The sequence below is a fragment of the Streptomyces sp. NPDC007875 genome (assembly GCF_042868035.1).
Lineage (GTDB): Bacteria > Actinomycetota > Actinomycetes > Streptomycetales > Streptomycetaceae > Streptomyces > Streptomyces antimycoticus.
Window position 1 is genome coordinate 230,424 of the sequence record NZ_JBIADZ010000005.1, and the last position, 24,898, is coordinate 255,321.

24 protein-coding genes are annotated in these 24,898 nt (G+C 72.0%); 11 read left to right on the plus strand and 13 right to left on the minus strand.

Annotation, left to right across the window (positions count from 1 at the left end; genetic code table 11):
• Positions 1 to 311 precede the first annotated feature (311 nt).
• From ACFYOY_RS12765 to ACFYOY_RS12780, 4 genes are all read left to right on the plus strand, one after another.
• On the plus strand, positions 312 to 1,100 hold the full coding sequence (locus ACFYOY_RS12765; RefSeq protein WP_388586514.1) for a hypothetical protein: 789 nt from the start codon (positions 312 to 314) through the stop codon (positions 1,098 to 1,100).
• Positions 1,097 to 2,611 carry an NADH-ubiquinone oxidoreductase-F iron-sulfur binding region domain-containing protein gene (locus tag ACFYOY_RS12770; protein ID WP_351884228.1) on the plus strand — a complete coding sequence of 505 codons (1,515 nt, stop codon included), beginning with the start codon at positions 1,097 to 1,099 and terminating at the stop codon, positions 2,609 to 2,611. The genes ACFYOY_RS12765 and ACFYOY_RS12770 overlap by 4 nt, the downstream gene beginning before the upstream one ends.
• Before the next feature lie 202 nt (positions 2,612 to 2,813).
• Positions 2,814 to 3,767 (plus strand): SCO0930 family lipoprotein, encoded by a 954-nt coding sequence (locus ACFYOY_RS12775; protein WP_388586517.1) that lies wholly within the window; start codon positions 2,814 to 2,816, stop codon positions 3,765 to 3,767.
• A 91-nt stretch (positions 3,768 to 3,858) separates the two neighbouring features.
• The gene (locus tag ACFYOY_RS12780; protein WP_351884223.1) at positions 3,859 to 4,383 is read left to right on the plus strand and encodes a hypothetical protein; all 525 of its coding nucleotides are present in this window, start codon (positions 3,859 to 3,861) and stop codon (positions 4,381 to 4,383) included.
• A gap of 43 nt (positions 4,384 to 4,426) precedes the next feature.
• Here ACFYOY_RS12780 and ACFYOY_RS12785 read toward each other — a convergent pair whose 3' ends face one another.
• Both ACFYOY_RS12785 and ACFYOY_RS12790 read right to left on the minus strand, forming a co-directional pair.
• Positions 4,427 to 5,104, minus strand: coding sequence for an HAD family phosphatase (locus tag ACFYOY_RS12785; protein WP_351884220.1), 678 nt, complete (start codon positions 5,102 to 5,104; stop codon positions 4,427 to 4,429).
• Positions 5,105 to 5,378: 274 nt separating this feature from the next.
• Positions 5,379 to 6,311 (minus strand): ScbA/BarX family gamma-butyrolactone biosynthesis protein, encoded by a 933-nt coding sequence (locus ACFYOY_RS12790; protein ID WP_351884217.1) that lies wholly within the window; start codon positions 6,309 to 6,311, stop codon positions 5,379 to 5,381.
• A gap of 110 nt (positions 6,312 to 6,421) precedes the next feature.
• Between ACFYOY_RS12790 and ACFYOY_RS12795 the strand changes: the two genes are divergently transcribed.
• Positions 6,422 to 7,063, plus strand: a complete 642-nt coding sequence (locus ACFYOY_RS12795) for a ScbR family autoregulator-binding transcription factor (RefSeq protein WP_078639228.1) — start codon at positions 6,422 to 6,424, stop codon at positions 7,061 to 7,063.
• On the opposite strand, the gene ACFYOY_RS12800 is transcribed toward ACFYOY_RS12795, so the two are convergent.
• The 8 genes from ACFYOY_RS12800 to ACFYOY_RS12835 all read right to left on the minus strand — a co-directional run bounded on the left by ACFYOY_RS12800 (position 7,055) and on the right by ACFYOY_RS12835 (position 15,308).
• Entirely contained in the window at positions 7,055 to 7,738 is a 684-nt protein-coding gene (locus tag ACFYOY_RS12800; protein WP_351884214.1) for an SDR family oxidoreductase, read from the minus strand. The two genes, ACFYOY_RS12795 and ACFYOY_RS12800, sit on opposite strands and share 9 nt — an antisense overlap.
• Positions 7,731 to 8,936 carry an exo-alpha-sialidase gene (locus ACFYOY_RS12805; RefSeq protein ID WP_388586523.1) on the minus strand — a complete coding sequence of 402 codons (1,206 nt, stop codon included), beginning with the start codon at positions 8,934 to 8,936 and terminating at the stop codon, positions 7,731 to 7,733. The genes ACFYOY_RS12800 and ACFYOY_RS12805 overlap by 8 nt, the downstream gene beginning before the upstream one ends.
• A gap of 143 nt (positions 8,937 to 9,079) precedes the next feature.
• Positions 9,080 to 10,099, minus strand: a complete 1,020-nt coding sequence (locus ACFYOY_RS12810) for an aldo/keto reductase (protein WP_388586526.1) — start codon at positions 10,097 to 10,099, stop codon at positions 9,080 to 9,082.
• On the minus strand, positions 10,096 to 10,938 hold the full coding sequence (locus ACFYOY_RS12815; RefSeq protein WP_351884205.1) for a dipeptide/oligopeptide/nickel ABC transporter ATP-binding protein: 843 nt from the start codon (positions 10,936 to 10,938) through the stop codon (positions 10,096 to 10,098). The genes ACFYOY_RS12810 and ACFYOY_RS12815 overlap by 4 nt, the downstream gene beginning before the upstream one ends.
• Complete coding sequence (locus ACFYOY_RS12820) at positions 10,935 to 11,861, minus strand: ABC transporter ATP-binding protein (protein WP_388586529.1); 927 nt, start codon at positions 11,859 to 11,861, stop codon at positions 10,935 to 10,937. The genes ACFYOY_RS12815 and ACFYOY_RS12820 overlap by 4 nt, the downstream gene beginning before the upstream one ends.
• Positions 11,858 to 12,799 carry an ABC transporter permease gene (locus tag ACFYOY_RS12825; RefSeq protein ID WP_351884199.1) on the minus strand — a complete coding sequence of 314 codons (942 nt, stop codon included), beginning with the start codon at positions 12,797 to 12,799 and terminating at the stop codon, positions 11,858 to 11,860. The genes ACFYOY_RS12820 and ACFYOY_RS12825 overlap by 4 nt, the downstream gene beginning before the upstream one ends.
• Before the next feature lies 1 nt (position 12,800).
• Positions 12,801 to 13,730 carry an ABC transporter permease gene (locus ACFYOY_RS12830; protein WP_161559093.1) on the minus strand — a complete coding sequence of 310 codons (930 nt, stop codon included), beginning with the start codon at positions 13,728 to 13,730 and terminating at the stop codon, positions 12,801 to 12,803.
• Between the two features lie 3 nt (positions 13,731 to 13,733).
• On the minus strand, positions 13,734 to 15,308 hold the full coding sequence (locus ACFYOY_RS12835; protein ID WP_351884195.1) for an ABC transporter substrate-binding protein: 1,575 nt from the start codon (positions 15,306 to 15,308) through the stop codon (positions 13,734 to 13,736).
• A gap of 236 nt (positions 15,309 to 15,544) precedes the next feature.
• Between ACFYOY_RS12835 and ACFYOY_RS12840 the strand changes: the two genes are divergently transcribed.
• From ACFYOY_RS12840 to ACFYOY_RS12850, 3 genes are all read left to right on the plus strand, one after another.
• Positions 15,545 to 17,500: a four-carbon acid sugar kinase family protein gene (locus ACFYOY_RS12840; RefSeq protein WP_388586534.1), complete on the plus strand. Its 1,956-nt coding sequence runs from the start codon at positions 15,545 to 15,547 to the stop codon at positions 17,498 to 17,500.
• On the plus strand, positions 17,497 to 18,552 hold the full coding sequence (pdxA, locus tag ACFYOY_RS12845) for a 4-hydroxythreonine-4-phosphate dehydrogenase PdxA (RefSeq protein WP_351884189.1): 1,056 nt from the start codon (positions 17,497 to 17,499) through the stop codon (positions 18,550 to 18,552). The genes ACFYOY_RS12840 and pdxA overlap by 4 nt, the downstream gene beginning before the upstream one ends.
• 66 nt (positions 18,553 to 18,618) lie before the next feature.
• Positions 18,619 to 19,395 (plus strand): DeoR/GlpR family DNA-binding transcription regulator, encoded by a 777-nt coding sequence (locus ACFYOY_RS12850; RefSeq protein WP_351884187.1) that lies wholly within the window; start codon positions 18,619 to 18,621, stop codon positions 19,393 to 19,395.
• A 138-nt stretch (positions 19,396 to 19,533) separates the two neighbouring features.
• On the opposite strand, the gene ACFYOY_RS12855 is transcribed toward ACFYOY_RS12850, so the two are convergent.
• Positions 19,534 to 19,923 (minus strand): hypothetical protein, encoded by a 390-nt coding sequence (locus tag ACFYOY_RS12855; protein WP_351884184.1) that lies wholly within the window; start codon positions 19,921 to 19,923, stop codon positions 19,534 to 19,536.
• A 572-nt stretch (positions 19,924 to 20,495) separates the two neighbouring features.
• Here ACFYOY_RS12855 and ACFYOY_RS12860 point away from each other — a divergent pair.
• Positions 20,496 to 21,464 carry an alpha/beta hydrolase gene (locus ACFYOY_RS12860; RefSeq protein WP_351884181.1) on the plus strand — a complete coding sequence of 323 codons (969 nt, stop codon included), beginning with the start codon at positions 20,496 to 20,498 and terminating at the stop codon, positions 21,462 to 21,464.
• Between the two features lie 28 nt (positions 21,465 to 21,492).
• On the opposite strand, the gene ACFYOY_RS12865 is transcribed toward ACFYOY_RS12860, so the two are convergent.
• Positions 21,493 to 22,089 carry an HhH-GPD-type base excision DNA repair protein gene (locus ACFYOY_RS12865; RefSeq protein WP_351884179.1) on the minus strand — a complete coding sequence of 199 codons (597 nt, stop codon included), beginning with the start codon at positions 22,087 to 22,089 and terminating at the stop codon, positions 21,493 to 21,495.
• 162 nt (positions 22,090 to 22,251) lie between these two features.
• Between ACFYOY_RS12865 and ACFYOY_RS12870 the strand changes: the two genes are divergently transcribed.
• Both ACFYOY_RS12870 and ACFYOY_RS12875 read left to right on the plus strand, forming a co-directional pair.
• Positions 22,252 to 23,037, plus strand: a complete 786-nt coding sequence (locus ACFYOY_RS12870) for a SigB/SigF/SigG family RNA polymerase sigma factor (protein ID WP_351884177.1) — start codon at positions 22,252 to 22,254, stop codon at positions 23,035 to 23,037.
• Positions 23,038 to 23,077: 40 nt separating this feature from the next.
• Positions 23,078 to 23,746 carry a dienelactone hydrolase family protein gene (locus ACFYOY_RS12875; protein WP_351884175.1) on the plus strand — a complete coding sequence of 223 codons (669 nt, stop codon included), beginning with the start codon at positions 23,078 to 23,080 and terminating at the stop codon, positions 23,744 to 23,746.
• A 28-nt stretch (positions 23,747 to 23,774) separates the two neighbouring features.
• On the opposite strand, the gene ACFYOY_RS12880 is transcribed toward ACFYOY_RS12875, so the two are convergent.
• Positions 23,775 to 24,851: an ATP-dependent DNA ligase gene (locus ACFYOY_RS12880; protein ID WP_351884173.1), complete on the minus strand. Its 1,077-nt coding sequence runs from the start codon at positions 24,849 to 24,851 to the stop codon at positions 23,775 to 23,777.
• Positions 24,852 to 24,898 lie beyond the last annotated feature (47 nt).

Consider the following 24,898-nt stretch of genomic DNA (forward strand, 5'->3'; position numbering starts at 1 on the left):
TCCCGACACTTTGCCGGTTCTTTGCCATTGAAACGACAGTGGATCAGCCGGGAACGGCGTGGGCAGGGTCCGTCCACTAGAAGTTGTCACGTTACGACAAATCTTATGGAGATCACGTGTACTTCCGAGAAGCTGCTGCCCCCAAGACGACTTTGACGTATCTCGTCACCCGCGCGAATCCGCGCGATCGGGAGGCTCCAATGTCCATGTCCCAAACGCCGCTCCCCTCCTCGCAGGGGCGTCACGGGGGACGCCGGGCTCGAGGCGGACGACGGGCCGCTCGCCGGACTCAGCAGCGTGATCCATCCGGGATGGGATGGCCACGCCACATCCGGATCTACGCCATTCTCGGCTCCATCGCGCTGTCCCTGTATGTGGCCTGGGACGCCGGCGCGTTCGCCAAGACCTTCGTGTTCCTCGACTTCGGCGCGGGTGTGCTCGCGCTGGTCTGTCTGACGTCGGCGGTGCTGTGGGGGCTCGCCGCGACCGACCAGCTGATCCTGCACACCAGGCAGCGGCTGATGGCCCAGGCCGTCCACCGGGCGGCCGCGGTCGCCGGTCTGCTCTTCCTGGCCGTTCACATCTGGGTCAAGATCGCGGAGAGCCACACCAACGCCGCATCCATCGTGCTGCCGTTCGCTGACGCAAATCAGCCGGTGCTGATCGGGCTCGGCACCATCGCCGGCTATCTCTTCGTGATCGCCGCGGTGACCGGTGCGGTGCGCAGTTCGTTCGCCTCGGCCGGCAACTCCCGCTGGCGGTACCGCTGGTGGCGGGCGCTGCATGTGGGCGCCTATCCGGCGTGGTGCGCGGCGCTGATCCACGGTCTGAAGGCGGGGCGTGCCGCCAAGACCTGGGCCACCTACGGCTACATCGCCGCCCTGGCCGGTGTGGCCATCGCGCTGTGGCTGCGGCTGGTCGCGCGGCGGCGCCAGGACATCGACCGGGCGGACGGCATCGAGGTCAGGAACCCTCCCGCCCGCAGCATGCAGGAGGGCCGGACCCGGCGGGCCGATCCCACTGTGCCGCGCCCCCGTTCGGCCGAGCCCGGCACGCGTGACAGTCAGCCGCTCGGTGCCTCTCGCGGGTGGGACCGGTGATCACGACCAAACCCAGGCTCGCCTGTGTCGATCCGCCCCGGCTGCTGGCCGGGCTCGACGAGGTGTACCGGCTCGACCGGGTCGGCCATCTGACCGTTCATGGCACCATGCCCGCCCTCCGGGCGGATGAACTCGTGGCGCTCGCGGAGAACATCGATCTGCGCGGGCGCGGCGGCGCCGGTTTCCCCTTCGCCACCAAGGTCCAGGCCGTCGTGGAGTCGGCCGGCCGGCGCGAGGGACGCTGCGCCGTGGTGGTCAATGGCAGCGAGGGTGAGCCCAGTTGCCTCAAGGACACCGCGCTGCTGCTGCACACCCCGCATCTGGTGATCGACGGCGCCGTCCTGGCCGCCGAGGCGCTCGGTGCCGAGGAGGTCGCCATCGCGGTGCACCGCACGGATGTCGAGGAGTCCGTGGCCGCCGCCATCGCCGAACGCGGCCCCAGCGGGGTCCCGGTGAGCGTGAACCGCACCCCGGACCGGTTCGTCGCCGGTGAAGGCGGCGCGGTCATCAACGGCATCAGCGGCGCCCCGGCCATCCCCAATGGCCGGAAGATCCGGACCAGCGACAGCGGGCTCAGCGGACTGCCCACCCTGCTGTCCAACACCGAGACCTTCGCCCAACTCGCGGTGGCCGCGCGGATGGGCGCCCTGCCGTACCGCTCGGTGGGGCTGCCCACCGAACCGGGCACGACGCTGCTGACGGTCGGCGGGAAGTACGTGATGGAGACGCCCACCGGGGTGCCGCTGACCTACGTCCTGGAGCTGTGCGGTCTCACCCCGGGCCAGGCGGTGCTGGTGGGCGGCTACCACGGCAAGTGGCTGGACCCCAGGAGCATCAATGCCGCCACGATCTCCCGGGAGTCCATGAAGAAGTACGGCGCCCGGCTGGGCGCCGGGGCGGTGCTGCCCATCCCCGAGAACACCTGCCCGCTCGGCGAGACCGCGCGGGTGGCGCGCTGGCTGGCCGCCGAGACGGCCGGTCAGTGCGGGCCCTGCTTCATCGGGCTGCCGGCGCTCGCGGACGCCATCGGCCAGGTGGAGCGCGGCGGCGGCCAGTCCTCGATCGACAATGTGCGCGCCTACGTCAACTCGGTGCGGGGGCGCGGCGCCTGCAGCCATCCCGACGGCACCGCCGGCTTCGTGACCACCGCGCTGGACGCGTTCCCCGAGGAGTTCGAGGCGCATGCGCTCGGCGCCGGCTGCGGACGGCCGACGATGGGCGTGCTGCCGCTGCCGGAGGACGCGCTGCCGCTGGCCCTGCCGCCCGCCCCGCTGAACCCCGCTGCGCGCGACGAGCGCCCTCAGCGGGGGCCGATGGAAAAGCTCCTGGTGGACTGGTCGCTGTGCCAGGGCCACGGGCTGTGCGCGGACATCCTGCCGCCCGAGGTGCTGACGCTCGGCATCGACGGCTATCCGGCCTCGGCCAAGATGGATGTGCCCCGGCAGCTGCGGGCCCAGGCGGTCCGCGCGGTCCGCCGCTGCCCCGCCCTGGCGCTGCGTATCGAGGAGTAGGCCACAGGGTGATCCACCGCACCACCCGACACCACGACGGCCGTGCGAAACGGCCGTCGACTGCTGCGTGCTCAACGATCCGGCCTTTTTTGCGTCAGGTGACAAATTCGGAAGCCGCTGAGCGCCGGTCCGCATGGGCTCCGTATGGACATGACGTCGGCGCAATCATCGCCGGACCGATCGAGATTGCAGAGGGATGGTCATGGAGAAGCGTCACATCGCGTTCGCCGGGGTGTCGGTAGCGATGGTTCTGCTGACGGCGGCTTGCGGCAGCAGCAAGGACAACTCCGCGGGCAGTGCCAACGTGCAGCCGGCGGGTGGCAGTCAGACCGTGGGTGCGGGGGCCTCCGCGTCGGCGGGCGCGGGCGCGGTGGCCGGCGCGACCGGCGGATACGAGGCGGGCGGCGAGGCCGGGCGCACCGGTCCGGCGAAGCAGCTGGCGGTCAAGGAGGACGCCAAGCTCGGCAAGTTCGTCACCGACAGCAAGGGCTGGACCCTCTACCGGTTCGACGAGGACACCCCCAAGCCCGCCAAGTCCAACTGCAACGACGACTGCGCCACCAAGTGGCCCGCGGTGCCCGCGGACGACGCCGCGGCCACCACCGGTATCGAATCGAGCAAGCTGGGCTCGGTCACCCGCTCCGACGGCACCAAGCAGCTGACGCTGGCGGGCTGGCCGGTCTACCGCTTCGCGGGCGACGCCAAGCCGGGTGACACCAAGGGCCAGGGCGTGGGCGGCACCTGGAACGCGCTGGCGCCCGACGGAAAGCCGGCCGGCAAGACCGCGGCCGCGGACGACAGCCTCCAGCTGATGGTCAACAACAACGCCGAGCTCGGCAAGATCATCGTGGACGGCAAGGGCATGACCGTCTACCGGTTCGACAAGGACAGCGCCTGGCCGATGAAGACCGGCTGCCTCGGTGCCTGCCTGGACACCTGGAAGCCCGTCAAGGCCGTGGACACCACGAAGGTCGCCGGGCTCGACGCCGCGAAGGTCACCTCCTTCAAGCGCCCCGACGGCACCAAGCAGGCGGCGTTCGACTGCTGGCTGCTGTACACCTTCACCGGGGACAAGAAGCCCGGTGACATCAACGGCCAGGGCGTGAAGGGCACCTGGTTCGCGGTCACCGACAAGGGCAAGAAGGCGGGCCAGTAAGAAAGACTCCATCACTTACGGTCCACCGCGGCGGGTGGCCCGAGGCCGTCCGGCCCGGGCCGCCCCGCCGGATTTTCTACGGGAGGTTGATGTGTCACTCGTACTCCGTGCCACCGCGGTCGGCGCGGCCCTGCTGTTCCTGGCCGGCTGCGGAGGAGGCGATCAGGCACACGGCGCCAAGCACGAGCAGAAGAAGGTGTCCCCCGCCACCAAGGAATTCGCCAAGCCCGGCAAGCCCGCACCGCTGACGAAGATCGCCGACGCCATCGGCTGCAAGGCCACGGTCATCACCGAGGCGGACGAGCTGCGCCAGGGCGCCTGCGGGTCCGGCGGGAAGCGGTTCACGATGGTCACCTTCGCCACCGACAAGGGCCAGCACGACTGGCTGACGACGTCGAAGGACTACGGGGGCATGTACCTGGTCGGCAAGCGCTGGTCGGTCACCGGCCTGTCCATGAGCTCACTGGAGCCCCTGCGCGAGAAGCTCGGCGGATCCCTCGAGAAGGGGATGTCCCACGGCGCGTCCCATGACGGGATGAAGCAGGGGGACGGGATGGGCGGCATGGAGGGCATGGACGGCTCGGCGAGCCATACGGGCCACGACGGGAAGAAGTGACGCGCGGAACCCGCCGACCAGGCGGTGAGCGTGCGTCGGCGCCTCAGGCCGCCCGGGAGTCCGCCCACTTGACCAGCTCCGGGTCGGCCAGCGTGGAGACCCACACATCCACCGGCGGAGGCTCGTCCACCGGCTTCCGCGGCCCGACACCGAGCACCCTCAGCCCGGCGCGCGAGGCGGACAGAAACCCGCAGTGGGAGTCCTCCACCGCGAGGGCGTCCTCGGGGGCCGCGCCGCACAGCCGGGCGGCCTCCAGATAGACGTCGGGATACGGCTTGGGCCGCACCTGCCCCTCAGGGACCAGCACATGGCCGAAGTACCGCAGCAGCCCGGCCTTGGCGAGCCCGTCCTCGACCACGTCGCGCGGGCAGTTGCTGGCCACGGCCAGCGGGGCGAACGTCGCCGCCTTCGCCACCAGTTGGGGCGCTCCCGGCATGGTGACCGGGTCCTCGGCCACCAGCCGGCGGAAGGCGTCGAGGAGTTGTTCGGTCATTTCGTCGGCGAGTTCGGGGCGGCCGGCGAATTCGGCCAGCATGCGGCCGCATTCGGTGTAGTGGAGCCCTTTCGTGCTTTGCGCGAACTCCTCGTCGGGGGCGGTTCCGTGGCTTCTGAGCACCACTTCGCGCGCCTCCACCCAGTGTCGTTCGGAATCCATCAGGGTGCCGTCGCAGTCGAAGACGATGGCGGCTGGGGTCCATCCGAGAAGCTTTTCGGCTGTCATCTGTCTGCCGTTCCATGGGAGGTGGAGGAATCGGCGCAGGGAGTGCCTGTACGTGCGGGGAACCGCTCAGTGGAAATGTTCTGGCGGCTCGGAAGTGGCGCCGTGCGCCGACCGCTGCTGTCGTACAGGCCGTGAGATTCGCCTGCCCGAAACATAACGATCACTACGTTAGTTTCATGACCCGCAGTAAGCAAGAGGTAACTCAGTGTCGGCGATTTGTTCGTCGTTCAGTCCGTTCGTCGCCCGTGAGTTCGTCGCACAGTGTGTCCGTCGCTCAGAGGTACTGGAGCACGCCGACCGCCGTGCAGACATCGGCCTGGCGCAGCCGGAAGACGCACGTTCGCCCGTGGGAGGTGCACTCGACCACGGCCGGCGGAAACGACTCGGTGAAGCGGATCGCCTTCATCCGGCAGGCGACGGGCCGGGTCAGCGTTCCGCCGGTGGCCAGCGCCGCCGCCTGACGGGCGCCCTCCAGCAGTACCAGGCCCGGCACATGGTCGCTCCAGTGGTCGAAGAAGAACGGATGCCGGGGGTCGGCGGGGTCGAGGTAGACCACTCCCCCGTCCCGTACCACCAGCACGTCCCGGGCCGCGGGAACGGCCAGTTGCGCAGGTGAGGGCCGCACCGCGGCGCGCAGCCGGCGGCGCGCGGTGTGCCCGTGGAAGGCGGACCGGGTCTCCGCGTAGGCCGTGCCGTCGAGGAAACGCGCGGTGCCCCCAGCCCACGCGAAGAGCTTGCCGCCCGCGGACAGCACGACATCCAGCCGCATCCCGGAGACGAAGCGCCCGCAGGGGGTGGTGCGGATGTCGGTGACGGCGGCCCGGCAGGTGATGTCGGAGGCGCCGTACGGAGCCCGGGGCTCGGTCTCGGGGTCCAGCCGGTAGAAGATGTCCCGGATCAGGAAGTGTGCCCCCGCGGGCACCGCGTAGTACCGCGTGGGGATGTAGATCCCCAGCTCGCGCAGGGTTTCCGCGATCATCAGCGGATGGTGGCGGCCGTCTTTGCCGTGCGGGAAGGTGGGATGGGACCGCGGCCACTGGGCGGCGGCCTCGAAGCGGTTGTCACCGTGCGTACGCACGTCGGTGAGCAGCACCTCGGCCACCGAGACCCGGTGCACCGCCTCCCGCGCCACGGTGCGGGACCAGCTGAGCGGCCGCCCGGTGGGACCGGACGGCTCCGAAAGGCCATCAGCCTCACGAACGATCACCTTAAAATACTAATAATGTTTGACCTGTCTCGCCTCATCACCATCACCGACCGAAAGTCCGCTAAGTTCTCCCCGTCACATCCGACGGGCTGCTGAAGGACGACGAACACGTGCAAGAACGGGCCGAGCAAACACGCCGATCCCTTCTGGAGGCCGCCGCGTTCCTTTTCAACGAACGGGGATACGCCGGCACGAGCATCAGCGACATCACCTCCCGGTCCGGTCACACCAGCGGCGCCATCTATTTCCATTACACGAGCAAGGAAAGACTCGCCCTCGCCGTGGTGGAGGAGCACTTCGCCACCTGGCCCCCGCTGATCGAGCGCTACACCGCCCTCGACGCGCCGCCCCTGGAGCAACTCGTACGGCTCAGCTTCGCGGTGGCCCGCGCCTTCCGCGATGACCTCCTGGTCCGGGCCGGGGCCCGGCTGTGGACCGAGCGCACCCTGATCGAGGCGCCCATGCCACCGCCCTTCGTGGGGTGGATGGACGCCGTGGGGCAGATGATGGAGAAGGCCCGTGCCGAGGGCGATCTGGCCCCGCATGTCGATCCGCTGCCCGCCGCCCGGACCGTCGTCTTCGCCTTCTTCGGGCTGCACACCATCTCCGAGGCCCTCGACGGGCGGCGGCTGGTCGAGGACCATCTGGCCGATCTGTGGACCCTGCTGCTGCCCTCGCTCCAGGCCCGGCCCGGGGACACCGCGAGGCTGCTGGCGCTCGCCCGCCCGGGCACCCCTCCCCCGTCAGAGTGAGGCGCCCGCGCACATCACCAGCGTCTGCCCGGTGACCGCGCCGCCCTCCGGGCCCAGCAGGAACGACGTCAGCCCCGCCACCTCCTCGGGACGGACCAGCCGGCCCAGCGGTGGCATCACCGGCGGGGTACCGCTGCGGCCGGGGTCGCGCAGCATGGGGGTGTCCGTGGGCCCCGGCGCCACCACGTTCACCGTGACCGCCCGGGGCGCCAGCTCGGCCGCCCAGGACCGGGCCAGGGCGGGCAGCGCCGCCTTGGTGGCGGCGTACTGGCTCTTGCCCGGGACGCCCGACATCGTCCGGCTGCCCACCAGCACCACCCGGCCGCCGTCCGCCATCCGGTCCACCAGCGTGTCGACCAGGACGCCCGCCGCCTGCACATGGATCCGCCACATGAGGGACCCGTCCTCGGGCACGAGCTCCCCCAGCCGCGCCGAGCGCTGAACGCCCGCCGCGTGCACGATCGCGTCCACCCCGGACACCGGGGCGAGCACCTCGGGGAGGTCCTCCGGCCGGGACAGATCGGCCGGGATCCAGTGCAGCCCCGCGACCGGGTGCGCGGGGGCCGTACGGCTGATCCCGGTGATCCGCCACCCCTCGGCCAGCAGCCGGGTGGCGATCGCGGCGCCGATACCGGAGCTGACACCGGTGACCACGGCGTGCCGGGGCTCAGACATCGGCCGCCCAATCCGGCGTGACCCGGACGTACTTGATGGCCCGGCGGTGGTAGGTGTACGCGATGTGCAGCGTGCCGTCGGAGCCCTGCCGGATGGTGGGGTAGGACAGCTCGCGGTTGAGCCGGTCGCGTGAGTTGTTGGTCAGGCAGTGGCCGTCACCGGTGTCCAGATCGCGCCGTACGGGCCAGGTCAGGCCGTTGTCGGAGGACAGCGCGAGGGTCATCGGGGCGCGCGGCGCGCCCCAGAAGGCACCGGGTGCCGCGTCGTCCGGCGTGGCGGCCGGGGCGGGGGGCTCGCCGGTCCGTCCCTCGTCGTCGATCTCGTCGTAGAGGGAGACGCGGCGGGCCGTGGCGTCCGCCCGGCTGCTGTGGTTGTAGACCAGCGCGAGCCGCCCGTCGGCGAGCGGGACGTACTGCACGGAGGAGTTGTTGTTGGGCAGTTCGGTGCGGACCGGCTCGCTCCAGGTCTCCCCGCCGTCGGTGCTGTGCGCGCGGTACACGGCGTCCGCCCAGCGGCTGCGGAAGAGGGCCAGCACGGTGGTGTCCGGCAGTTGGTGGACGTTCATGTGCACACAGCCCGTCGAGCCGGGCACGGGCCGCTCACGCCAGGTCCGCCCCTGGTCGTCGCTGATCATCACCGCGCTGGTGTCGTGGTCGCCGACCCATTTGACCCCCGGGGTGGCCACGCAGTGGAACACCGGCAGCAGCCAGCGTCCGGAGTCCAGGACGGCCACCGGCTGACGGATGAACACCCCGCCCGCCTCGGTGGCCGGGAAGAGCGTGCGCGGCGCGCCCCAGGTGGCGCCCGCGTCGGCGGACACCCGCAGCCGGACCTCCGCCGTGTCCTGGTCGCCCGCCCGCTGGGCGGTGTAGAGCAGCCACAGCTCCCCGGCCGGGGTGGGGAACAGCAGCGGGTTCTGCTCCGAGCGGGTGTCGTCGCCGGAGAGCCGGACCGGCTCCGTCCAGGTGCCGGAGCCGGGGGCGAGCCGGGAGAACCACACGGAGATGTCCGGTACGCCCTCCTGGGTGCCGCCGAACCACACACAGCCGAGATCCCCGCCGGGCAGCACGGTGAGGTTTGCGGCGTGGTTCTGGACGGCGGGCGCCGGCAGGAACGCCTCCTGGCGGGCCGGGTCGCCGGGGCGCGGCCGGAGCCGTCCGTCCGTCGGCGGCATCGCGGTGTCATGGTCGGCGGTCATGGGCGCCGGGCTCCTCATGGTTGCTGTGGTGCGGGGATGTCTGCGGCCGGGCGGGCCCCGGCCCTCCGGGAAGGGGAAGTACCGCGGACCTAGGCCCTGTCCGGTGGATCTTCGCGGGCCCCCGAAGATCCACCGGACAGGGCCTAGCGGTTGTACGCGGGCATCGGGCCCCTGAGCTGGGCGCCCACCTCGTCGCACGCCGCCGTCACATCCACCGGTAGGGGGCCATCGGTCGCGGCGGCCAGATTGGCGCGGAGGTGTTCGACGCGGGAGCCGCCGAGCAGCAGCGCGTCCACCCCGTCCCGGCCGAGCAGCCAGCGCAGCGAGAGGTCGACCAGTGGGATGCCCGCCTCCTCGGCGATCCCGGACAGGGTCCGTACGGCCTCGAAGAGCCCGGCGTCCCAGTAGCGCTGCCGGTACATGGCGGCCACCCGGGAGTCACCGAAACGGCCCGACTCCGGCTGCTCCTCGAAGGCGTGACGCCCCGTCAGCAGCCCGCCACCGAGCGGGTTGTAGACCATGGTGCGCAGTCCGCTGGTGGCCGCGTACTCCCGGTACTCCTCCTCGATCCGCCGCGCCAGCAGGTTGTAGAGCTGCTGGGCCACCACTGGGCGCGGCGCGCCGACCCGTTCGGCGGTGTGGGTGATCTCGGCGATCTGCCAGGCGGCGTAGTTGGAGACGCCGAGCGCCCGGATCTTGCCCTCGGCGACGAACTCGGCGACCGTGCCCAGCGTCTCCTCCAGCGGCGTGGAGCGGTCGGGCTGGTGCAGATAGAACAGGTCGACATGGTCGGTGCCCAGGCGGCGCAGGCTGCCTTCGAGGGCCGCGCGCATCCCGCGCGCGGACAGCGGTGAGTGGTCGCCGGCGTCGGGGTGCGGCATACCGGCCTTGGTGGCGAGCACGATGCGGTCGCGGCGGCCGGGGAGCAGCTCGGCCAGGATCGTCTCGGTGGCGCCGCCCGCATAGGCGTTCGCGGTGTCCACCCCGGTCACCCCGGCGTCCAGCGCGGTGTCCAGCATCGCGGCGGCGCCCGCGCGGTCCACCGTGTCGCCGAAAGTCATGGTGCCCAGCACCAGCCGCGAGAGCGGCACCGGGATCCCCGGCAGGGCGACCCCGCCGGGCGACGCCTGGGTGGTGGTGTGGGTCTGCGGATGCGCGTTCACTGCGTTGCTCCTGGTTCCTGGTCGGCCGCGATCGCGGACACGAGGGCGCGCGGTTTGCGTCCCCGCATGGTCGTCGGGTCGAGCGCCGCCCGTCGCAGCGCCCTGGTGTACGGGTCGGCGGGCGCGGAGAGCACCGTGCCGGTCGGCCCGGACTCGATGATCCTCCCGGCGCGCATCACCACCACCTCGGAGCTGATCTCGCGGACCACTCCGAGGTTGTGGGAGATGACGATGTAGGCGAGCCCCTGTTCGGCCTGGAGTTCCCGCAGCAGCTGGAGGACCTGGGCCTGTACGGAGACGTCCAGCGCGGAGGTGGCCTCGTCGCACACCAGCAGTTCGGGGCCGCTGGCCAGGGCGCGGGCGATGCCGATCCGCTGGCGCTGGCCGCCGGAGAACTCGGCCGGGCGCCGCTGGAGCGCGCCGGAGTCCAGCCCCACCTGGTCGATGAGGACGGCGGCCCGGCGGGCGCGTTCGGCGCGCGAGCGCATGCCGTTCAGCCGCAGCGGCTCGGCCACGATCTCCTCGGCCGTCAGATGCGGGTCCAGGGAGCCGTACGGATCCTGGAAGACCATCTGCACCCGCTTGCGCAGCGGGCGCAACCGCCGCTCGGGCAGGCCCGCGATATCGGTTCCGTCGAGGAGGATCCGGCCCTCGGTGGGGCGCAGCAGCCGGACGAGGGAGCGGGCGATGGTGGACTTTCCGCAGCCGGATTCGCCGACGACGCCGAGCGCCCCGCCGGGCGGGACGGAGAAGCTGACGCCGTCCACCGCGCGGAAGGCACCGCCGGCGACCGGGTATTCGACCACCAGGTCTTCGACGGCCAGCAGGGGTGTGGTCACAGCGCCTCCTCGGTGACGGTGGCGGCGGCGGGGGTCTCGTGCCAGGGGCCCAGGGTGGGCACGGCGGCGAGGAGATCGCGGGTGTACCGCTCGCGGGGGTGGTCCACGATCTGTTCGACCGGTCCCGACTCCACGAAGCGGCCGCCGCGCATGACGTGGATGCGGTCGGAGACCAGCCGGGCCACGCCCAGGTCGTGGGTGATCATCAGGATGCCGATGCCGGTGCGTTCCTGGAGCTCCATCAGCAGGTCGAGGACGCCCGCCTGGACGGTGACGTCGAGCGCGGAGGTGGGCTCGTCGGCCACCAGCAGCCGGGGCTCGGCGGCCAGCGCGATGGCGATGAGGACGCGCTGCAGCATGCCGCCGGAGAACTGGTGGGGGTAGGCGCCCCAGCGGGTCTCGGGGTGGGGGATCCGTACCCGGCCGAGCAGTTCGACGCCCTGGGCGCGGGCGTCGGCGCGGGACATCCCCGGGTGGCGCAGCCGGAGTGCCTCACCGAGCTGACGGCCGATGGTGTGCACCGGGCTGAGCGCGGTCATCGGGTCCTGGGGGATCAGGGAGACCCCGCGGCCGCGGATCCGCCCGGCCGCCTTGGCGTCGGCGATGACATCGGCGCCGAAGATCCGGGCCGTCCCGGAGAGGACGGCGAGCCCGTCGGGCAGCAGCCGCAGCAGGCCCATCGCGGTGGTGGACTTGCCGGAGCCGGACTCGCCGATGATCGTCACCGTCTCGCCGGAGCCGATGGTGAAGCCGACCCCGTCGACCGCGCGCACCACACCGCGGTCGGTGATCAGCTCGATCTGCAGGTCCTCGACCTCCACCAGGGGGCCCGGGGCGCCGGTGTCGGGGGTGCCGTTGGTGCCGTTGGTGTCTCGGGTGTCTCGGGTGTCTCGGGTGTCGCGGGTGTCTCGGGTGTCGCTCATCGGGAGCCCTCCGTCGCACGTCGGCGGGTGCGGTCGCGCAGCCCGTCGCCCAGCAGGTTGACCCCGACCACCAGCAGCACGATGACGAGGCCGGGCAGGGTCACCAGCCACCAGGAGGTGGTGATGTAGTCCTGGCCGTCGGAGATGATCCGGCCCCAGGTGGCGAACGGCCGCTGGGGGCCCGCGCCGAGGTAGCTCAGCGCGCTCTCCAGCAGCACCGCCTGGGCGAGCAGCAGCAGGACCACGAGCGATGCCTGGCGGACGATGTTGGGGATGATGTGGCGGGCCAGGATGGCGATCCGGGGCAGCCCCAGCACCTGAGCGGCGGCGACATACGGCTTCTCCCGCTCGACCAGCACCAGCGACCGGGTCAGCCGGGCCACCTCGGGCCACTGGGCGATGGCGATGACGCAGGTGATGACGGTGACGGAGGGGCCGAAGAGGGCCACGACGAGCAGCAGCATCATCAGCAGCGGCAGCGACATCTGGGCCTCCAGCAGCCGGGAGACGACGGCGTCCACCCAGCGGCCGTAGTACCCGGCGGCGGCGCCCGCGACGATGCCGATGAGGCCGGAGACGACGACGGCGAGCACACCGATCGACAGCGAGACCTGGCCGCCGTGCAGCACCCGCGAGAGCACATCGCGGCCGAGCTGGTCGGTGCCGAAGAGATGGCCGTCGGTCAGCGGCGCCAGCCGACGCCGGGAGAGGTCCTGGTCGCCCGCGCCGGGCAACGGCAGCACCTGGGCGAGAGCGACGGGGACCACCACCAGCAGGGTGCACACCGCACCCGCCCACAGTTTGAGGCTCGCGCTGCGGCGGCGCCGGGTGGCGGTGGCGCGCGCCAGGTCCCTGGCTGTGACCGCGCTGGGGCGGGGCGCGGGGCCGGCCTTCGCGGGGACTGGGGGTTCGGCGGGGGTTTCGAGGGCGCCTTTCATCTCAGGCCGCCTTTCCCAGGCGTACCCGCGGGTCGAGCAGCGGGTACGCCAGGTCGATGAGGAGTTGGACGAGGACCGCCAGGGCGGCGGTGACCAGGACGGTCGCCTGGATCAGCGGATAGTCGCGGGTCTCCAGGGCGCGGACGACCAGCGAGCCGACACCGGGCCAGCCGAAGACCACCTCGACCACCACGACGCCGTTGAGCATGGCGGCGAAGCGGGTGCCGAGTGCGGTGAGCACCGGGATGGCGGAGTTGCCCATGGCGTAGCGCCAGGTCAGTACGCGGTTCGAAACCCCGCGGGAGCGGGCGACGGTGACATACGGCGCGGCGAGGGCCGCCACCATCTCACGGCGGACCAGTCGGGAGATCAGCGCCATCTGGAGGATCGCCACGGTCACGGTGGGCAGCACCAGTCCGCCCCAGGTGGTGAAGCCGGAGGCAGGCAGCACCGGAACGGCCACGGCGAAGAGGGTCAGCAGCATCACGCCGATCCAGAAGTCCGGCATGGACTGCCCGGCGATGGTCAGCACATTGGCGCCCAGCTCGCGCTTGGTGTCGGCGCGGCGGGCCATCCATACGCCCAGCGGCACGGCCACCAGTGCGGTGAGGGTGATCGCGGAGAGGGAGAGGGTGATGGTGTAGGGCACCCGGTCGAGCACCACGTCCAGGGCGGGCGCGTGGAAGGAGTAGCTGGTGCCGAGGTCGCCGGTGAACAGATCGCGCAGAAAGAGCCCGTACTGGCTGAGCAGTCCGCGGTCGAGGCCGAACTGCTCCCGGATCCGGGCGAGGTCGGCGCTGGAGGGGTTGGGCCCGGCCAGGGCCGCGGCGGGATCGCCGGGGGCCATGCGGACCAGGACGAAGACGGTGGTCAGGGTCAGGAAGACGGTCAGGACGCTCTGGCCCAGACGGCGTATCAGATAGCGCGTCACGGCTCAGCCCTCCAGGCGCACGGCGGCGAGGTCGTAGGAGTTGAGCTGCAGCAGGCGCACATCGCGCACCCGGGTGCGGCGGGCCAGCACCACATCGGGGACGAAGGCCCACAGGCAGGGGCGGGTGTCCCAGATCTGCTTCTGGACGGCGGCGAGCTTCGTGTTCCGCGTTTTCTCATCCGTTTCGGCGGAGGCGTCGGCCAGCCGGGCGGCGATCCGCGGAAAGACATAGCCCTGGTAGGTGTCCCGGGTCCGCTCCTTCTCCGCGGTGCCGCCGTACATGCCCTGGAGGCTGGTGGAGGCGTGGCCGGTGGGGACGGAGAACCCGTTGCCGAGGACGTCCCAGTCGCCCCGGCGGCCCTGCCGCCACTGCTGGATGTCGCCGCCCGGTTCGAACTGCTGGAGGGAGGCGCGGACGCCGACCGCGCGCAGCATTTCCAGCACGGCCTCCATCACCGAGGTGTCCGCGGGGAACTCGCCGGACTCCCAGATGATCTTCACCTTGAGATCGCTCGCGCCCAGCGCGGCGAGACGCTTGCGGGCCCGGCCGGGGTCATGGACATAACGGCCGGTGCGCACCGAGCCCTTGAGGGCGAGCGGGATGACGCCCTCGGCCTGCTGGGCGGAGCCGGTGAGCACATCGCGCACCAGGGCCTCGCCGTCGATGGCGTAGCTGAGCGCCTCGCGCACCCGGGCGTCGGCCAGCGGATGTCCGCGCGGTTTGCGGAAGTTGAAGAACAGCTGGTTGACGCGAGTGCCGGAGGTGCGGTCCAGACGCACCCCCGGCAGCCCCTTGAGCTGCTCGGCGGAGTCGGGCGTGATGGTGTCGATGACATCCAGCTCACCGCTGCGCACGGCGACGACACGGCTGGACTCCTCGGGGACGAAGCGCACCCGGACCCGGTCCACGGTGGGGCGCCGCCCCCAGTACCGGGGGTTGACGTCCAGGGTGTACTCACCGGTGCCGGAGTTGGCCGAGGTGACCACGTACGGGCCGGAGCCCACACCGCCGGACAGCTCCTCGGGCCGGTTCCCGCCGGCGGGGCTGATCAGGATGTTGGCCATCAGCTGGTCGAGGATGGGCACCGGGCGCTTGGTGTGCAGGCGGAAGGTGCGCTCGTCGACCGGCTCGACGGTGGGCATCTCGGGGAAGAGGCCGACGATGAACGAGCCGTTGACGCCCGCGTACATCGTGAGGGCGGTCGAGACGTCCTTGACGGTGACCGGCGTTCCGTCGGAGTAGCGGGCTCCTTGGCGCAGCCGCACCGTCCAGGCGGTGGGCCCGGTCATCTCGAAACGGTCGGCGAGCACCAGCTCGGGCCGGAGCCCCGTGCCGATCCGGGTCAGCGCCTGGCGCACCGCGCGCTGCACCGTGACCGCCGCGTCGAACTGGTTCAGCTTGTTGTCCAGGCTGACCAGCGAGCGGTTCAGCCCGAGGCTGATCGCGCCGGGCCCGGGGGCACCGGTGGGGCCCGCGCACCCGGCCAGCGGGGCGAGGGCGATACCTGCTGAGGCGCCTGCTCCGAGGCGCAGCACGGACCGGCGGCTGAGGGCCGGGCCGAAGGGGATTCGGGTCATCGTTGACCTCTCGGCGTTCCTGAGGCGAGCGACCGGATCGCTCGACCCGCGCGGCGCCCGGATGACGGCCGTACAGGTCAAAGTGTCGCGGCGGTCACCGTGACATGACTGCGCGCTTTACGCAATACTCCTCGCGCACTTCGCGCAACGTATGCCATCATCGGCACAACGGAACCGATGCCCACGCCATCGGATCGCTCCGTCCGTCACGGTCATTCGAGGAGGTGCCGGTGGACATGACGCCCAACCGGAGGCTATTGGCCATCGCGGATGACCTGTCAGGCGCCGCGGAGGTGGCAGCCGCGCTTCACTCGCGCACAACACGCAGCCGGGTTGTGCTTGTGGGGATGTCCGACGCGGTGAACGGGGGTGGGGCGAGCGGCGGTGTGGCGAGGGCCTTGCGCCCCCGCCATCCCGGCGAGGCGACCGTCCTGGACCTCGACTCCCGCTACCGACCGGCCGCCGATGCGGCCGAGGCGGTTCGCGACGCGCTGCGGCTGTCCTCGCCCGACGGGGACACCGACAGGGACACCCTGGTACTGAAGAAGATCGACTCGCTGCTGCGGGGCAATGTCGCCGCCGAGATCGCCGCCCTCGCCGAGGACGGAGCGGGTGTGGTGCTCGCCCCCGCGCTGCCGATCGCCGGGCGCGTGGTGCGCTCGGGGGTGGTCCACATAGGCGGGGTGGCGCTCCACGAGGGCGACGCATGGCGTGCCGAACCCCTGCCCCCACCCGCGTCGGTGGCCCAGGCACTCGGCGGCCTGCCGACCGCGCTGATCCCGCTGACGACCGTACGGGCCTCCCCGCCTGCCCTGCTGGCCGCGCTGCGTGCGGCTGTGGCAGCCGGACGGGTCGCGATCTGCGACGCGGAGACGGATGCCGATCTCGAAGCGGTCGTCGAGGCATCGCTCGCCGAGGGCCCCCGCATGCGGCTGGTCGGCTCGGGCGGCCTGGCCGTGGCCCTCGGCCGCCACCTGACGACGGCTCTTCCTGCCACCGCGGCTCCGGCTGCCGCCCACGCCACCGCGGTGTCGGCGGCTCCGACAGCCGACACGACCACTGCAATCCCGGCCGGCCCCGCCGCCACGGGCCCCGCCGCCGCCAAGCCCACCACGGCTCCGGCGGTCACCGACCGCACCGGGGCTCCGACCGCCGACACCGCCAACCCGACCCCGGCTACCCCCGCCACCACGAGCCCGGCCGCCCCCGGCTCCACCGGGGCTCCGGCCGCCGCCAACGGCCCGGCCATCACCACACCGGAGGGGGCAGCCGCGTCGACGGCCGGAACCACGGTGGCCTCGGCGAACGCCAAAGCCGCTCCCACCACCACTGCGGCTCGGGCCGCCGGCACCGCCACTGCGACCCCGACGGGGGCCGCCGCGTCGGCAGCCGGCACCGCGGCGCCCTCGACGGATACCGGCCGACCGGTGCTGGTCGTCGTCGGAACGGCCGAACCCGCGGCCGCCGAACAGATCCGGCGTCTGGTCGAGGACGGCGCCACCCACCACCGACTCCCGCTCGCGGGACTGCTGGCGGACGGTCCCCCGCTGCTGCTGCCCCCGCTGACCGCCCCGGTCACGGTCGTCTCTCTCGCCGCCTCGCCCGGGGACCCGGACCCGACACCGACGCCCGGGGTCCTCGACCCGACACCGACGCCCGGGGTGGCGGCCGACGCCGCCGAGCCGACAACGGGCCGCGCGGCGCCCATCCCATCCCCCCGTCCGGAACACGAGACCGTCACGCCCGCCGATGTCCCCGGCCCGCCACCCAACCCAGCACCCGGCCCCCAGCCCGCCACGGCGCCACCGTCCGGCGGCGGGGCGGACCGCACAGGCCCGGACAAAAGCCCGAGCGCGGGCCCTGCCGACGAGGCAGGCACGCGGCCCCGGCCCGTGTCCGCCCGGCGGCTGGTGCTCGGCCTCGCCCGCGCCATCGGCGACGCCGTCGCCGCGCACCACGGCGCCGTAGACCTCGTCCTGACCGGCGGCGAGACGGCACGCCGGGTGCTGGATGCCCTGGCGGTGACCGAGCTCGATCCGGTCGGCCAGGTGCACCATGGCGCCGTTCATCTCTCCACTCCCGACGGGCGGTCCGTCGTGACCCGACCGGGCAGCTTCGGCGACCCCGACTCCCTGCGCCACATCGCCCAGGCGCTGCGCCCCCACCCGATGGAACGGAAGGTCACCTCATGAACTCCTCCACCAACCTCGCCCCCACCGGGGCCGCTGGTGCGGACGCCGCTCCCGCCCCGCTTCCGCTCATCGCGGTCACCATGGGCGACGGCGCCGGCATCGGACCCGAGGTGATCGTCCCCGCGCTGCTCGACCCGGACACCCTGCGGCGCTGCCGTCCGGTGGTCATCGGGGACGCGGAGCGGCTGCGGCAGGCCGCGCGGCTGCGCGATATCGCGTGCGAGATCGTCACCGTGGCCACGCCCGCGGACGCGGCGTTCACTCCGGGCCGGATCAACGTCGTCGACCTCGGGCTGCTCCCCGCCGAGCTGCCCTGGGGCACGCTCTCCCCGGTGGCCGGGGACGCGGCCTACCAGTACGTACGGACCGCCGCCGAACTCGCCATGAACGGTGAGGTGCAGGGCATCTGCACCGCGCCGCTCAACAAGGAGGCGCTGCACGCGGGCGGCCATGTCTTCCCCGGCCACACCGAACTGCTGGCCCAGCTCACCGGGGTCGAGGAGGTGTCGATGATGCTGGCCACCCCCACGGTGAAGGTCATCCACGTCACCACCCACATCGGCCTCATCGACGCGGTGCGGAAGATCGAGCCGGGTCTGGTCGAGCGCACCGTGCGCCGCGGCCATGAGGCGATGGTCCGCGCCGGGACCCCCGAACCGGTGATCGGGGTGTGCGGGATCAATCCGCACGCCGGGGAGAACGGGCTGTTCGGCTACGGCGAGGAGGAGGAGAAGATCGTGCCCGCGCTGGAGGTGCTGCGCGCCGACGGCATCGACGCCCGCGGCCCGCTCCCCGCCGACACCGCCTTCTTCCTGGCCGGACGCGGTGACTACGACCTGATCGTGGCGATGTACCACGACCAGGGGCACGGCCCGGTCAAGGTGCTGGGCCTGGAGGCCGGGGTCAATCTGACCGTCGGTCTGCCCGTCATCCGCACCTCCGTCGACCACGGCACCGCCTTCGACATCGCCGGTACCGGCACGGCCGACGCCGGTAGCATGATCGAGGCGCTGCGGCAGGCCGCCGAGATGGCTCCGTCCCCCGCCCGCTGACGCCCAGCCCCTGCCAAGGAACGCGAGGCCGAGCCCACGTTGAGGAACGCGAGAGACGCGAGAGAGATGCCGGTGACCGGAGCGCGGGCCCGGCGCGACCAGATCGTCCACCTCGCCACGACCACAGGCCTGACCAGCGTGGAGGAGCTGTCCCGCACCTTCGGCGTCACCGCCTCCACCATCCGCCGCGACCTCGCCCAGCTCACCGCGGACGGGCGGCTGGCGCGGACGTACGGCGGGGCGATGGCCCTGGTCGCCCACCCGGAGGCGTCGCTGCGCCAGCGCACCGGCGAGGCGTTCGAGGCCAAGCGGGCCATCGCGCGCTGGGCGGCGTCGACGATCCGCACCGGGGAGACGGTGCTGCTCGACGCCGGTTCGACCGTCGGCGCCCTCGCCCATGAGTTGCGCACCGCCGAAGGGCTCACGGTGGCCACGACCGGGCTCACCGCACTGCAGGAGCTCGCCGATGTGGAGACCGTACGGGTGGAATGCCTCGGCGGTACGCTCCGGCCGCTGAGCCAGAGCTTCCTCGGCCCGCTCGCCGAGGCGGCCCTGGAGCGCATGACCTTCGACCGGGTGTTCCTGGGCGCCGACGGGGTGACGGCCGAACACGGCATCTGCGAGGCGGATCTGCGGCAGACCCGGCTGAAGGAGCTGATGGCCCGCCGGGCGGACGCGGTGTACGTACTCGCGCACTCGGCGAAGATCGGCCGCCGCCCCTTCCACACCTGGGTGCGGCTGCCGCCCGGCTGGACGCTGGTGACCGACGACGGCGCCGACCCCCACGAGATCCGGGCGCTGCGCGCCCAGGGGGTCGAGGTCACGGTCGCCGGGGGCGAGTGAGCCCCGCCCCGCGGCGCCGCTGCCAGGAGGTGCGCAGCAAGATGGCCGCCACGACGGCGATGGCGACGACGGAGCCGCTGCCCCGGGCGGGCTCGGCGAGCGCTTCCCCGATTCGGCCGATATCGGCCACTCAGGCATTCACGATCTCGCCTTTGGCCACCCGTTTCGGCAAGGTCGCCCCAGCCGGGCGGCCTGGCGGGCGATGAGTTGTGCGGTGCGATAGGCGGCGCCCAGCCGGGTGGTGAGGGCGGCGCGGTCGCGCAGAATTCCGGCGGCGGCCTGAATCGTCCCGAGGGCCACCACCGCACCGCCCCACCCCAGGAGTGCCCGCTGGTCACGGGCGATGATCCCGGCGTCGATGGCCTTGCCGACGGCGGCGGACACCAGGGCCTGGGTCAGTGCACGGACAATTCCATAGAGAGCGCCGAAGAATATGGCATTGCACTGATAAGCAGCAAGCCATAACAGATAGGATATGGGTGAGCGATGGTCCGGATTTCCGGGATCCGGATCAGGAAAACGTCGCATGACGACGGCGATGCCGGCGACACCGCTTCCGTCGGGCGGAGGAATTATCGCCCGCCTCCCCCGCTGCTCGCGCGTTCGGCGCCGAGTCCATGCGTACATCCCAGGGGACCGGGGCACCCGCCCCGGAAACGACGTGGCCACCCGCCGACGAGCTTTGGAGGACACCGTGGCACGGCAGACCGACCCGACCCTCATCCACCCGACGCAGCGAGAACCCGGGCCGCCGTCTCCGACTCCGTCGCCCGGTCCGGGCGGCCCCGAACCGGGTCCCGCACCCGGCCCCGTGCCCGGACCGCCTCCGGGGCCGCCGCCCGACCCGATTCCCACCCCGCCGCCCGAGCCGCCGCCGAACCCCACACCCGGCCCCACACCGGGGCCGGCCCCCGATCCGGTGCCCAAGCCGCCGGGCCCCGACCCGGTCCCCGATCCGTCACCGGCACCGGGCCCGATCAGGTGATGCCGTCGATGGGCCACCCGGGCCCGACGGAGGCCCGGGTGGCGTAACAGCGGTGGGTGCCGCGGCGGCCGGGGTGAGATCGTCGGACGGAATCGGACCGGAAAAGGAGAAGCAGATGTCCACCACCGCTCCGGCCCGCCCCGTCCTCGAACCCGCCGCCGCGGCGTTCGCCGAGGCCACCGCCAAACCGCCGTATCCGTACCAGATGACGCCCGCGGAGGGCCGTCGCACGCTCGACGAGGTGCAGTCCGGCGAGGTGCCCAAACCGGAGGTGGACGAGGAATGGATCAGCGTCGGCGGCATCCCGGCTGGCGGCGTCAAGGCGCGGATCGTCCGCCCTCCGAAGGCCGTCGGCACCCTTCCGGTGATTCTCTACATCCACGGCGCGGGCTGGGTGTTCGGCAACGCCCACACCCATGACCGGCTGGTCCGGGAGCTGGCGGTCCGAGTGGGCGCCGCGGTCGTCTTCCCCGAGTACGACCTCTCCCCCGAGGCCCACTACCCGGTGGCGCTGGAGCAGAGCTACGCCGTGGGCCAGTGGATCGTCGCCCACGGCGAGGGAGCGGGGCTCGACGCCTCCCGGATCGCGGTGGCCGGGGACTCGGTGGGCGGCAACCTGGCCATCGCCCTCACCCTGCTCGCCAAGGAGCGCGGCGATCTGTCGCTGGTGCGGCAGGTGCTCTTCTACCCGGTGACCAACGCCGCCTTCGACACCGGCTCCTACGAGGAGTTCGCCGAGGGCTACTTCCTCACCCGTGAGGCGATGAAGTGGTTCTGGGACCAGTACACGACCGACCCGGCGCACCGCTCCGAGATCACCGCCTCCCCGCTGCGCGCCGCCCCCGACCAGCTCGCCGGGCTGCCGCCCGCCCTCGTCATCACCGGCGAGGCGGATGTGCTGCGCGACGAGGGCGAGGCGTACGCGGCCAAGCTGCGGGAGGCCGGAGTGCCGGTCACCGCCCTGCGGATGCAGGGGATCATCCATGACTTCCTGATGCTCGACGCGCTCCGCGACACCCGGGCCGCACGGGCCGCACTCACCCTGGCCGTGGACACCCTGCGGGACGCGCTGGGCACCGCCTGAAGCCCGGCACCGCCGAAAAGGCCCCCGCTCAGCCTCCCGCGCCGCCCTTGGCCTGCTTGGCCTGCCGCTTGAGCTCCTGCTTGTGGGCGCGGACCTTGTCCAGCGACTCGGGCCCGGTGATGTCGGCCACCGAGCGATACGCGCCCTCCTCGCCGTAGGACCCGGCTGCCTCGCGCCAGCCCTTGGGCCGCACCCCGAGCCGCTTGCCCAGCAGCGCGAGGAAGATCTGCGCCTTCTGCTTGCCGAAACCGGGCAGTTCGTTCAGCCGCCGGAGCAGTTCCTCACCGGAGGAGGCATCGCGCCACATGGCGGTCGGGTCACCGTCGTAGTGCTCGGCCAGATACCCGCACAGCTGCTGGATACGCCCGGCCATCGCGCCCGGGTAGCGATGCACGGCGGGCTTCTCCGACAGCAGCGCGGCGAACCGCTCGGGGTCGTGGGCGGCGATCTCCTGGGCGTCCAGTCGGTCCCTGCCCAGACGCCCCGCGATGGTGTACGGACCGGAGAACGCCCACTCCATGGGCACCTGCTGATCGAGCAGCATCCCGATCATCAGGGCCAGTGGGTCGCGCTCGAGCAGGGCGTCCGCCTCGGGCTGCTGGGCGAGACGAAGGCGTGCGTTCATCCCCTGGCCATACCCCGCCACCATCGGAACGAACCAGATGAAACGCGCATACCACCCAAAGGCATGCACACCATCACCAATTCGTCCGAATTGCGAGGTGTTAGGGCGCATGCGAATCTGGTGGCGAACCGCCGTGACATCGGAACACGGAGGCGAGTGACCATGTCAGCAACCGCGACTCGCCAACGACGCCATGACGACACTCCCGACACCGGCGGTGCCTTCCTGCGTCTGTCCCGGCTCCCGTCCGGACCTGAGCGCGACGCGCTGCGCGAGGCGATCATCTGCGCCTGGCTGCCCGTCGCCAAACGCCTGGCGCTGCGCTTCCGCAACAAGGGCGAGAACATGGAGGACCTCACCCAGGTCGCCTCGCTGGCCCTGGTGAAGGCCGTCGACCGCTACGACCCCGACCTCGGACATGCCTTCCCCTCCTATGCGATCCCCGTCATCACCGGTGAGCTCAAGCGCCACTTCCGCGACAATCTGTGGACGCTGCACATCCCCCGCAATATCCAGGAGGTCCGCTCCCGCACCCGCTCCGCGCGCGACGCTCTGGAGCAGGAGCTCGGCGGGCGTACCCCCACCATCCATGAGATCTGCCTCCGCACCGGTATGCCCCAGGAGGATGTGAAGGCGGGTCTGGAGGCCAGCGCCTCCTGCACCCCGCTGTCCCTCAACGCCGCGGTCCAGGGCGCCGAGGAGCGGCTGCTCGCCGAGACGGTGGGCGCGGACGACGCCGCGATCGAACGCGTCGTCAACCGCGAGGCGCTGCGGGTGCTGATCGCCGAACTGTCGGAACAGGACCGCTACGTCCTCTATCTGCGGTTCTTCGCCGGGCTTTCGCAGAGTCAGATCGGTGAGATCCTGGGCTTCTCGCAGATGCACATATCCCGCAGGCTCTCCCGGCTCTACAGCGAGCTGCGGCAAGGGCTCATGGCCTACGCCTAGCCGCAGCACCAGCCCCGCAACCCCCGCCAGGAGGTGGCCGATGCGCTCCGAGACCGCCCGTATCGCCGCGGACGACGCCATGCTCGTGGGCGATCTGGCCCTTCCCGACCAGCCCATCGGCGTCGTCGCGTTCGCCCACGGCAGCGGCAGCTCCCGGCACAGCCCGCGCAATCGCGCGGTGGCCCGGGTGCTGCAGGACGCGGATCTGGCCACTCTGCTGTTCGATCTGCTCACCGACGCCGAGGAGCGGGTGGACGCGGTCACCGCCGAACTGCGCTTCGACATCCCGCTGCTGGGCCGACGGCTGGGGGCCGCGGTGAACTGGCTCGGCGGGCACCCGGCCACCTCCGCGCTGCCGGTGGGGCTGTTCGGTGCCAGTACGGGCGCGGCGGCGGCGCTGACGGCCGCCGCGGAGCGGCCGGAGCGGGTCGCGGCCGTGGTCTCCCGCGGCGGCCGGCCCGATCTCGCGGGCGGTGCGCTGAACCGGGTGCGGGCGCCGGTGCTGCTGATCGTGGGCGGTGACGACCACGAGGTGCTGCGGCTCAATCAGCAGGCGGCCGCCATGCTCGTCGCCCCGCACGAAATCCATGTGGTGCCCGGCGCGAGCCATCTGTTCGAGGAGCCGGGAACGCTGGAGGAGGCCGCCGAGGCCGCGCGTGACTGGTTCGTACGGATGGCCAGGCACCCGGCCCGCGGCGGTAAGCGGTGACGGACAGCGGCAAGGGCGGCAGCAACGGCTACGCGTCCGCGGCGGACGAGCCCAGCACCTGGCGCAGATCGTAGGAGACCGGCTCCTCCAGCTGTTCGTAGGTGCACTGCCCGGGCTCCCGGTCCGGCCGCCACCGCCGGAAGCGGGCGGTGTGCCGGAAGCGGCCGCTCTGCATGTGGTCGTAGGCCACCTCGCACACCCGCTCCGGGCGCAGCGGCAGCCACGACAGATCCTTGACCCCGGTCCAGCGGCTGGGCGCGCCCGGCATCCGGCCCTCGGCATGGGCCTCCTCACGCGCCCAGTCGGCCCAGGGATGGCCTTCGACGGTCTCCATGGCCAGCGGCTCCAGCTCGGCCATCAGTTCCTGGCGGCGGCGCGCGGTGAAGGCGGCACTGACGCCCACGTGCTGGAGTCGGCCGGTGGCGTCGTACAGGCCGAGCAGCAGCGAGCCGACGCCCTGGCCGGACTTGTGGACGCGGTACCCGGCCACCACACAGTCGGCGGTGCGCTCGTGCTTGACCTTGACCATCACGCGCTCGCCGGGGCGGTAACGCAGGTCGGGGCTTTTGGCCACGACGCCGTCGAGCCCCGCCCCCTCGTAACTCTCGAACCACTGCCGGGCCACGTCGAGATCGTCGGTGCAGGGGGCGAGGTGCACGGGGTCCGCGGCGTCGCGCAGCGCCTCGGTCAGTGCCTCGCGGCGCTCGCCGAGCGGGGTGTCCATCAGCGAGGCGTCGCCGAGGGCGAGGATGTCGAAGGCGACGAAGCTTGACGGCGTGTTCTTCGCCAGCAGCCGCACCCGGGAGTCGGCGGGGTGGATCCGCTCCAGCAGGGCATCGAAGTCCAGCCGTCCGCCGCGCACGATGACGATCTCGCCGTCCAGGACGCAGCGCGGCGGCAGGTTGGCGAGCAGCGCCTCGGCCAGTTCGGGGAAGTAGCGGGTGAGCGGCTTGGTGGTGCGGCTGCTGATCTCGATCTCGTCCCCGTCGCGGAAGACGATGGCCCGGAAGCCGTCCCATTTGCCCTCGTAACGCATCCCGGGCGGGATCGTGGCCACGGCCTTGGCCAGCATCGGCTCGACGGGAGGCATCACCGGAAGGTCCATGATGTCCGATTGTGCCCCTGTGACGGACCGCCCGCCCGCCGGGAGGC

What these genes read in the sequence shown, in the direction of transcription:
- ACFYOY_RS12765 (WP_388586514.1), top strand. Translation starts at nt 312, where the DNA reads ATGGGATGGCCACGCCACATCCGGATCTACGCCATTCTCGGCTCCATC.
- ACFYOY_RS12775 (WP_388586517.1), top strand. Translation starts at nt 2,814, where the DNA reads ATGGAGAAGCGTCACATCGCGTTCGCCGGGGTGTCGGTAGCGATGGTT.
- ACFYOY_RS12785 (WP_351884220.1), bottom strand. Translation starts at nt 5,104, where the DNA reads ATGACAGCCGAAAAGCTTCTCGGATGGACCCCAGCCGCCATCGTCTTC.
- ACFYOY_RS12800 (WP_351884214.1), bottom strand. Translation starts at nt 7,738, where the DNA reads ATGTCTGAGCCCCGGCACGCCGTGGTCACCGGTGTCAGCTCCGGTATC.
- ACFYOY_RS12805 (WP_388586523.1), bottom strand. Translation starts at nt 8,936, where the DNA reads ATGACCGCCGACCATGACACCGCGATGCCGCCGACGGACGGACGGCTC.
- ACFYOY_RS12820 (WP_388586529.1), bottom strand. Translation starts at nt 11,861, where the DNA reads ATGAGCGACACCCGAGACACCCGCGACACCCGAGACACCCGAGACACC.
- ACFYOY_RS12825 (WP_351884199.1), bottom strand. Translation starts at nt 12,799, where the DNA reads ATGAAAGGCGCCCTCGAAACCCCCGCCGAACCCCCAGTCCCCGCGAAG.
- ACFYOY_RS12835 (WP_351884195.1), bottom strand. Translation starts at nt 15,308, where the DNA reads ATGACCCGAATCCCCTTCGGCCCGGCCCTCAGCCGCCGGTCCGTGCTG.
- ACFYOY_RS12840 (WP_388586534.1), top strand. Translation starts at nt 15,545, where the DNA reads ATGACGCCCAACCGGAGGCTATTGGCCATCGCGGATGACCTGTCAGGC.
- pdxA (WP_351884189.1), top strand. Translation starts at nt 17,497, where the DNA reads ATGAACTCCTCCACCAACCTCGCCCCCACCGGGGCCGCTGGTGCGGAC.
- ACFYOY_RS12850 (WP_351884187.1), top strand. Translation starts at nt 18,619, where the DNA reads ATGCCGGTGACCGGAGCGCGGGCCCGGCGCGACCAGATCGTCCACCTC.
- ACFYOY_RS12855 (WP_351884184.1), bottom strand. Translation starts at nt 19,923, where the DNA reads ATGCGACGTTTTCCTGATCCGGATCCCGGAAATCCGGACCATCGCTCA.
- ACFYOY_RS12860 (WP_351884181.1), top strand. Translation starts at nt 20,496, where the DNA reads ATGTCCACCACCGCTCCGGCCCGCCCCGTCCTCGAACCCGCCGCCGCG.
- ACFYOY_RS12865 (WP_351884179.1), bottom strand. Translation starts at nt 22,089, where the DNA reads ATGAACGCACGCCTTCGTCTCGCCCAGCAGCCCGAGGCGGACGCCCTG.
- ACFYOY_RS12870 (WP_351884177.1), top strand. Translation starts at nt 22,252, where the DNA reads ATGTCAGCAACCGCGACTCGCCAACGACGCCATGACGACACTCCCGAC.
- ACFYOY_RS12875 (WP_351884175.1), top strand. Translation starts at nt 23,078, where the DNA reads ATGCGCTCCGAGACCGCCCGTATCGCCGCGGACGACGCCATGCTCGTG.
- ACFYOY_RS12880 (WP_351884173.1), bottom strand. Translation starts at nt 24,851, where the DNA reads ATGGACCTTCCGGTGATGCCTCCCGTCGAGCCGATGCTGGCCAAGGCC.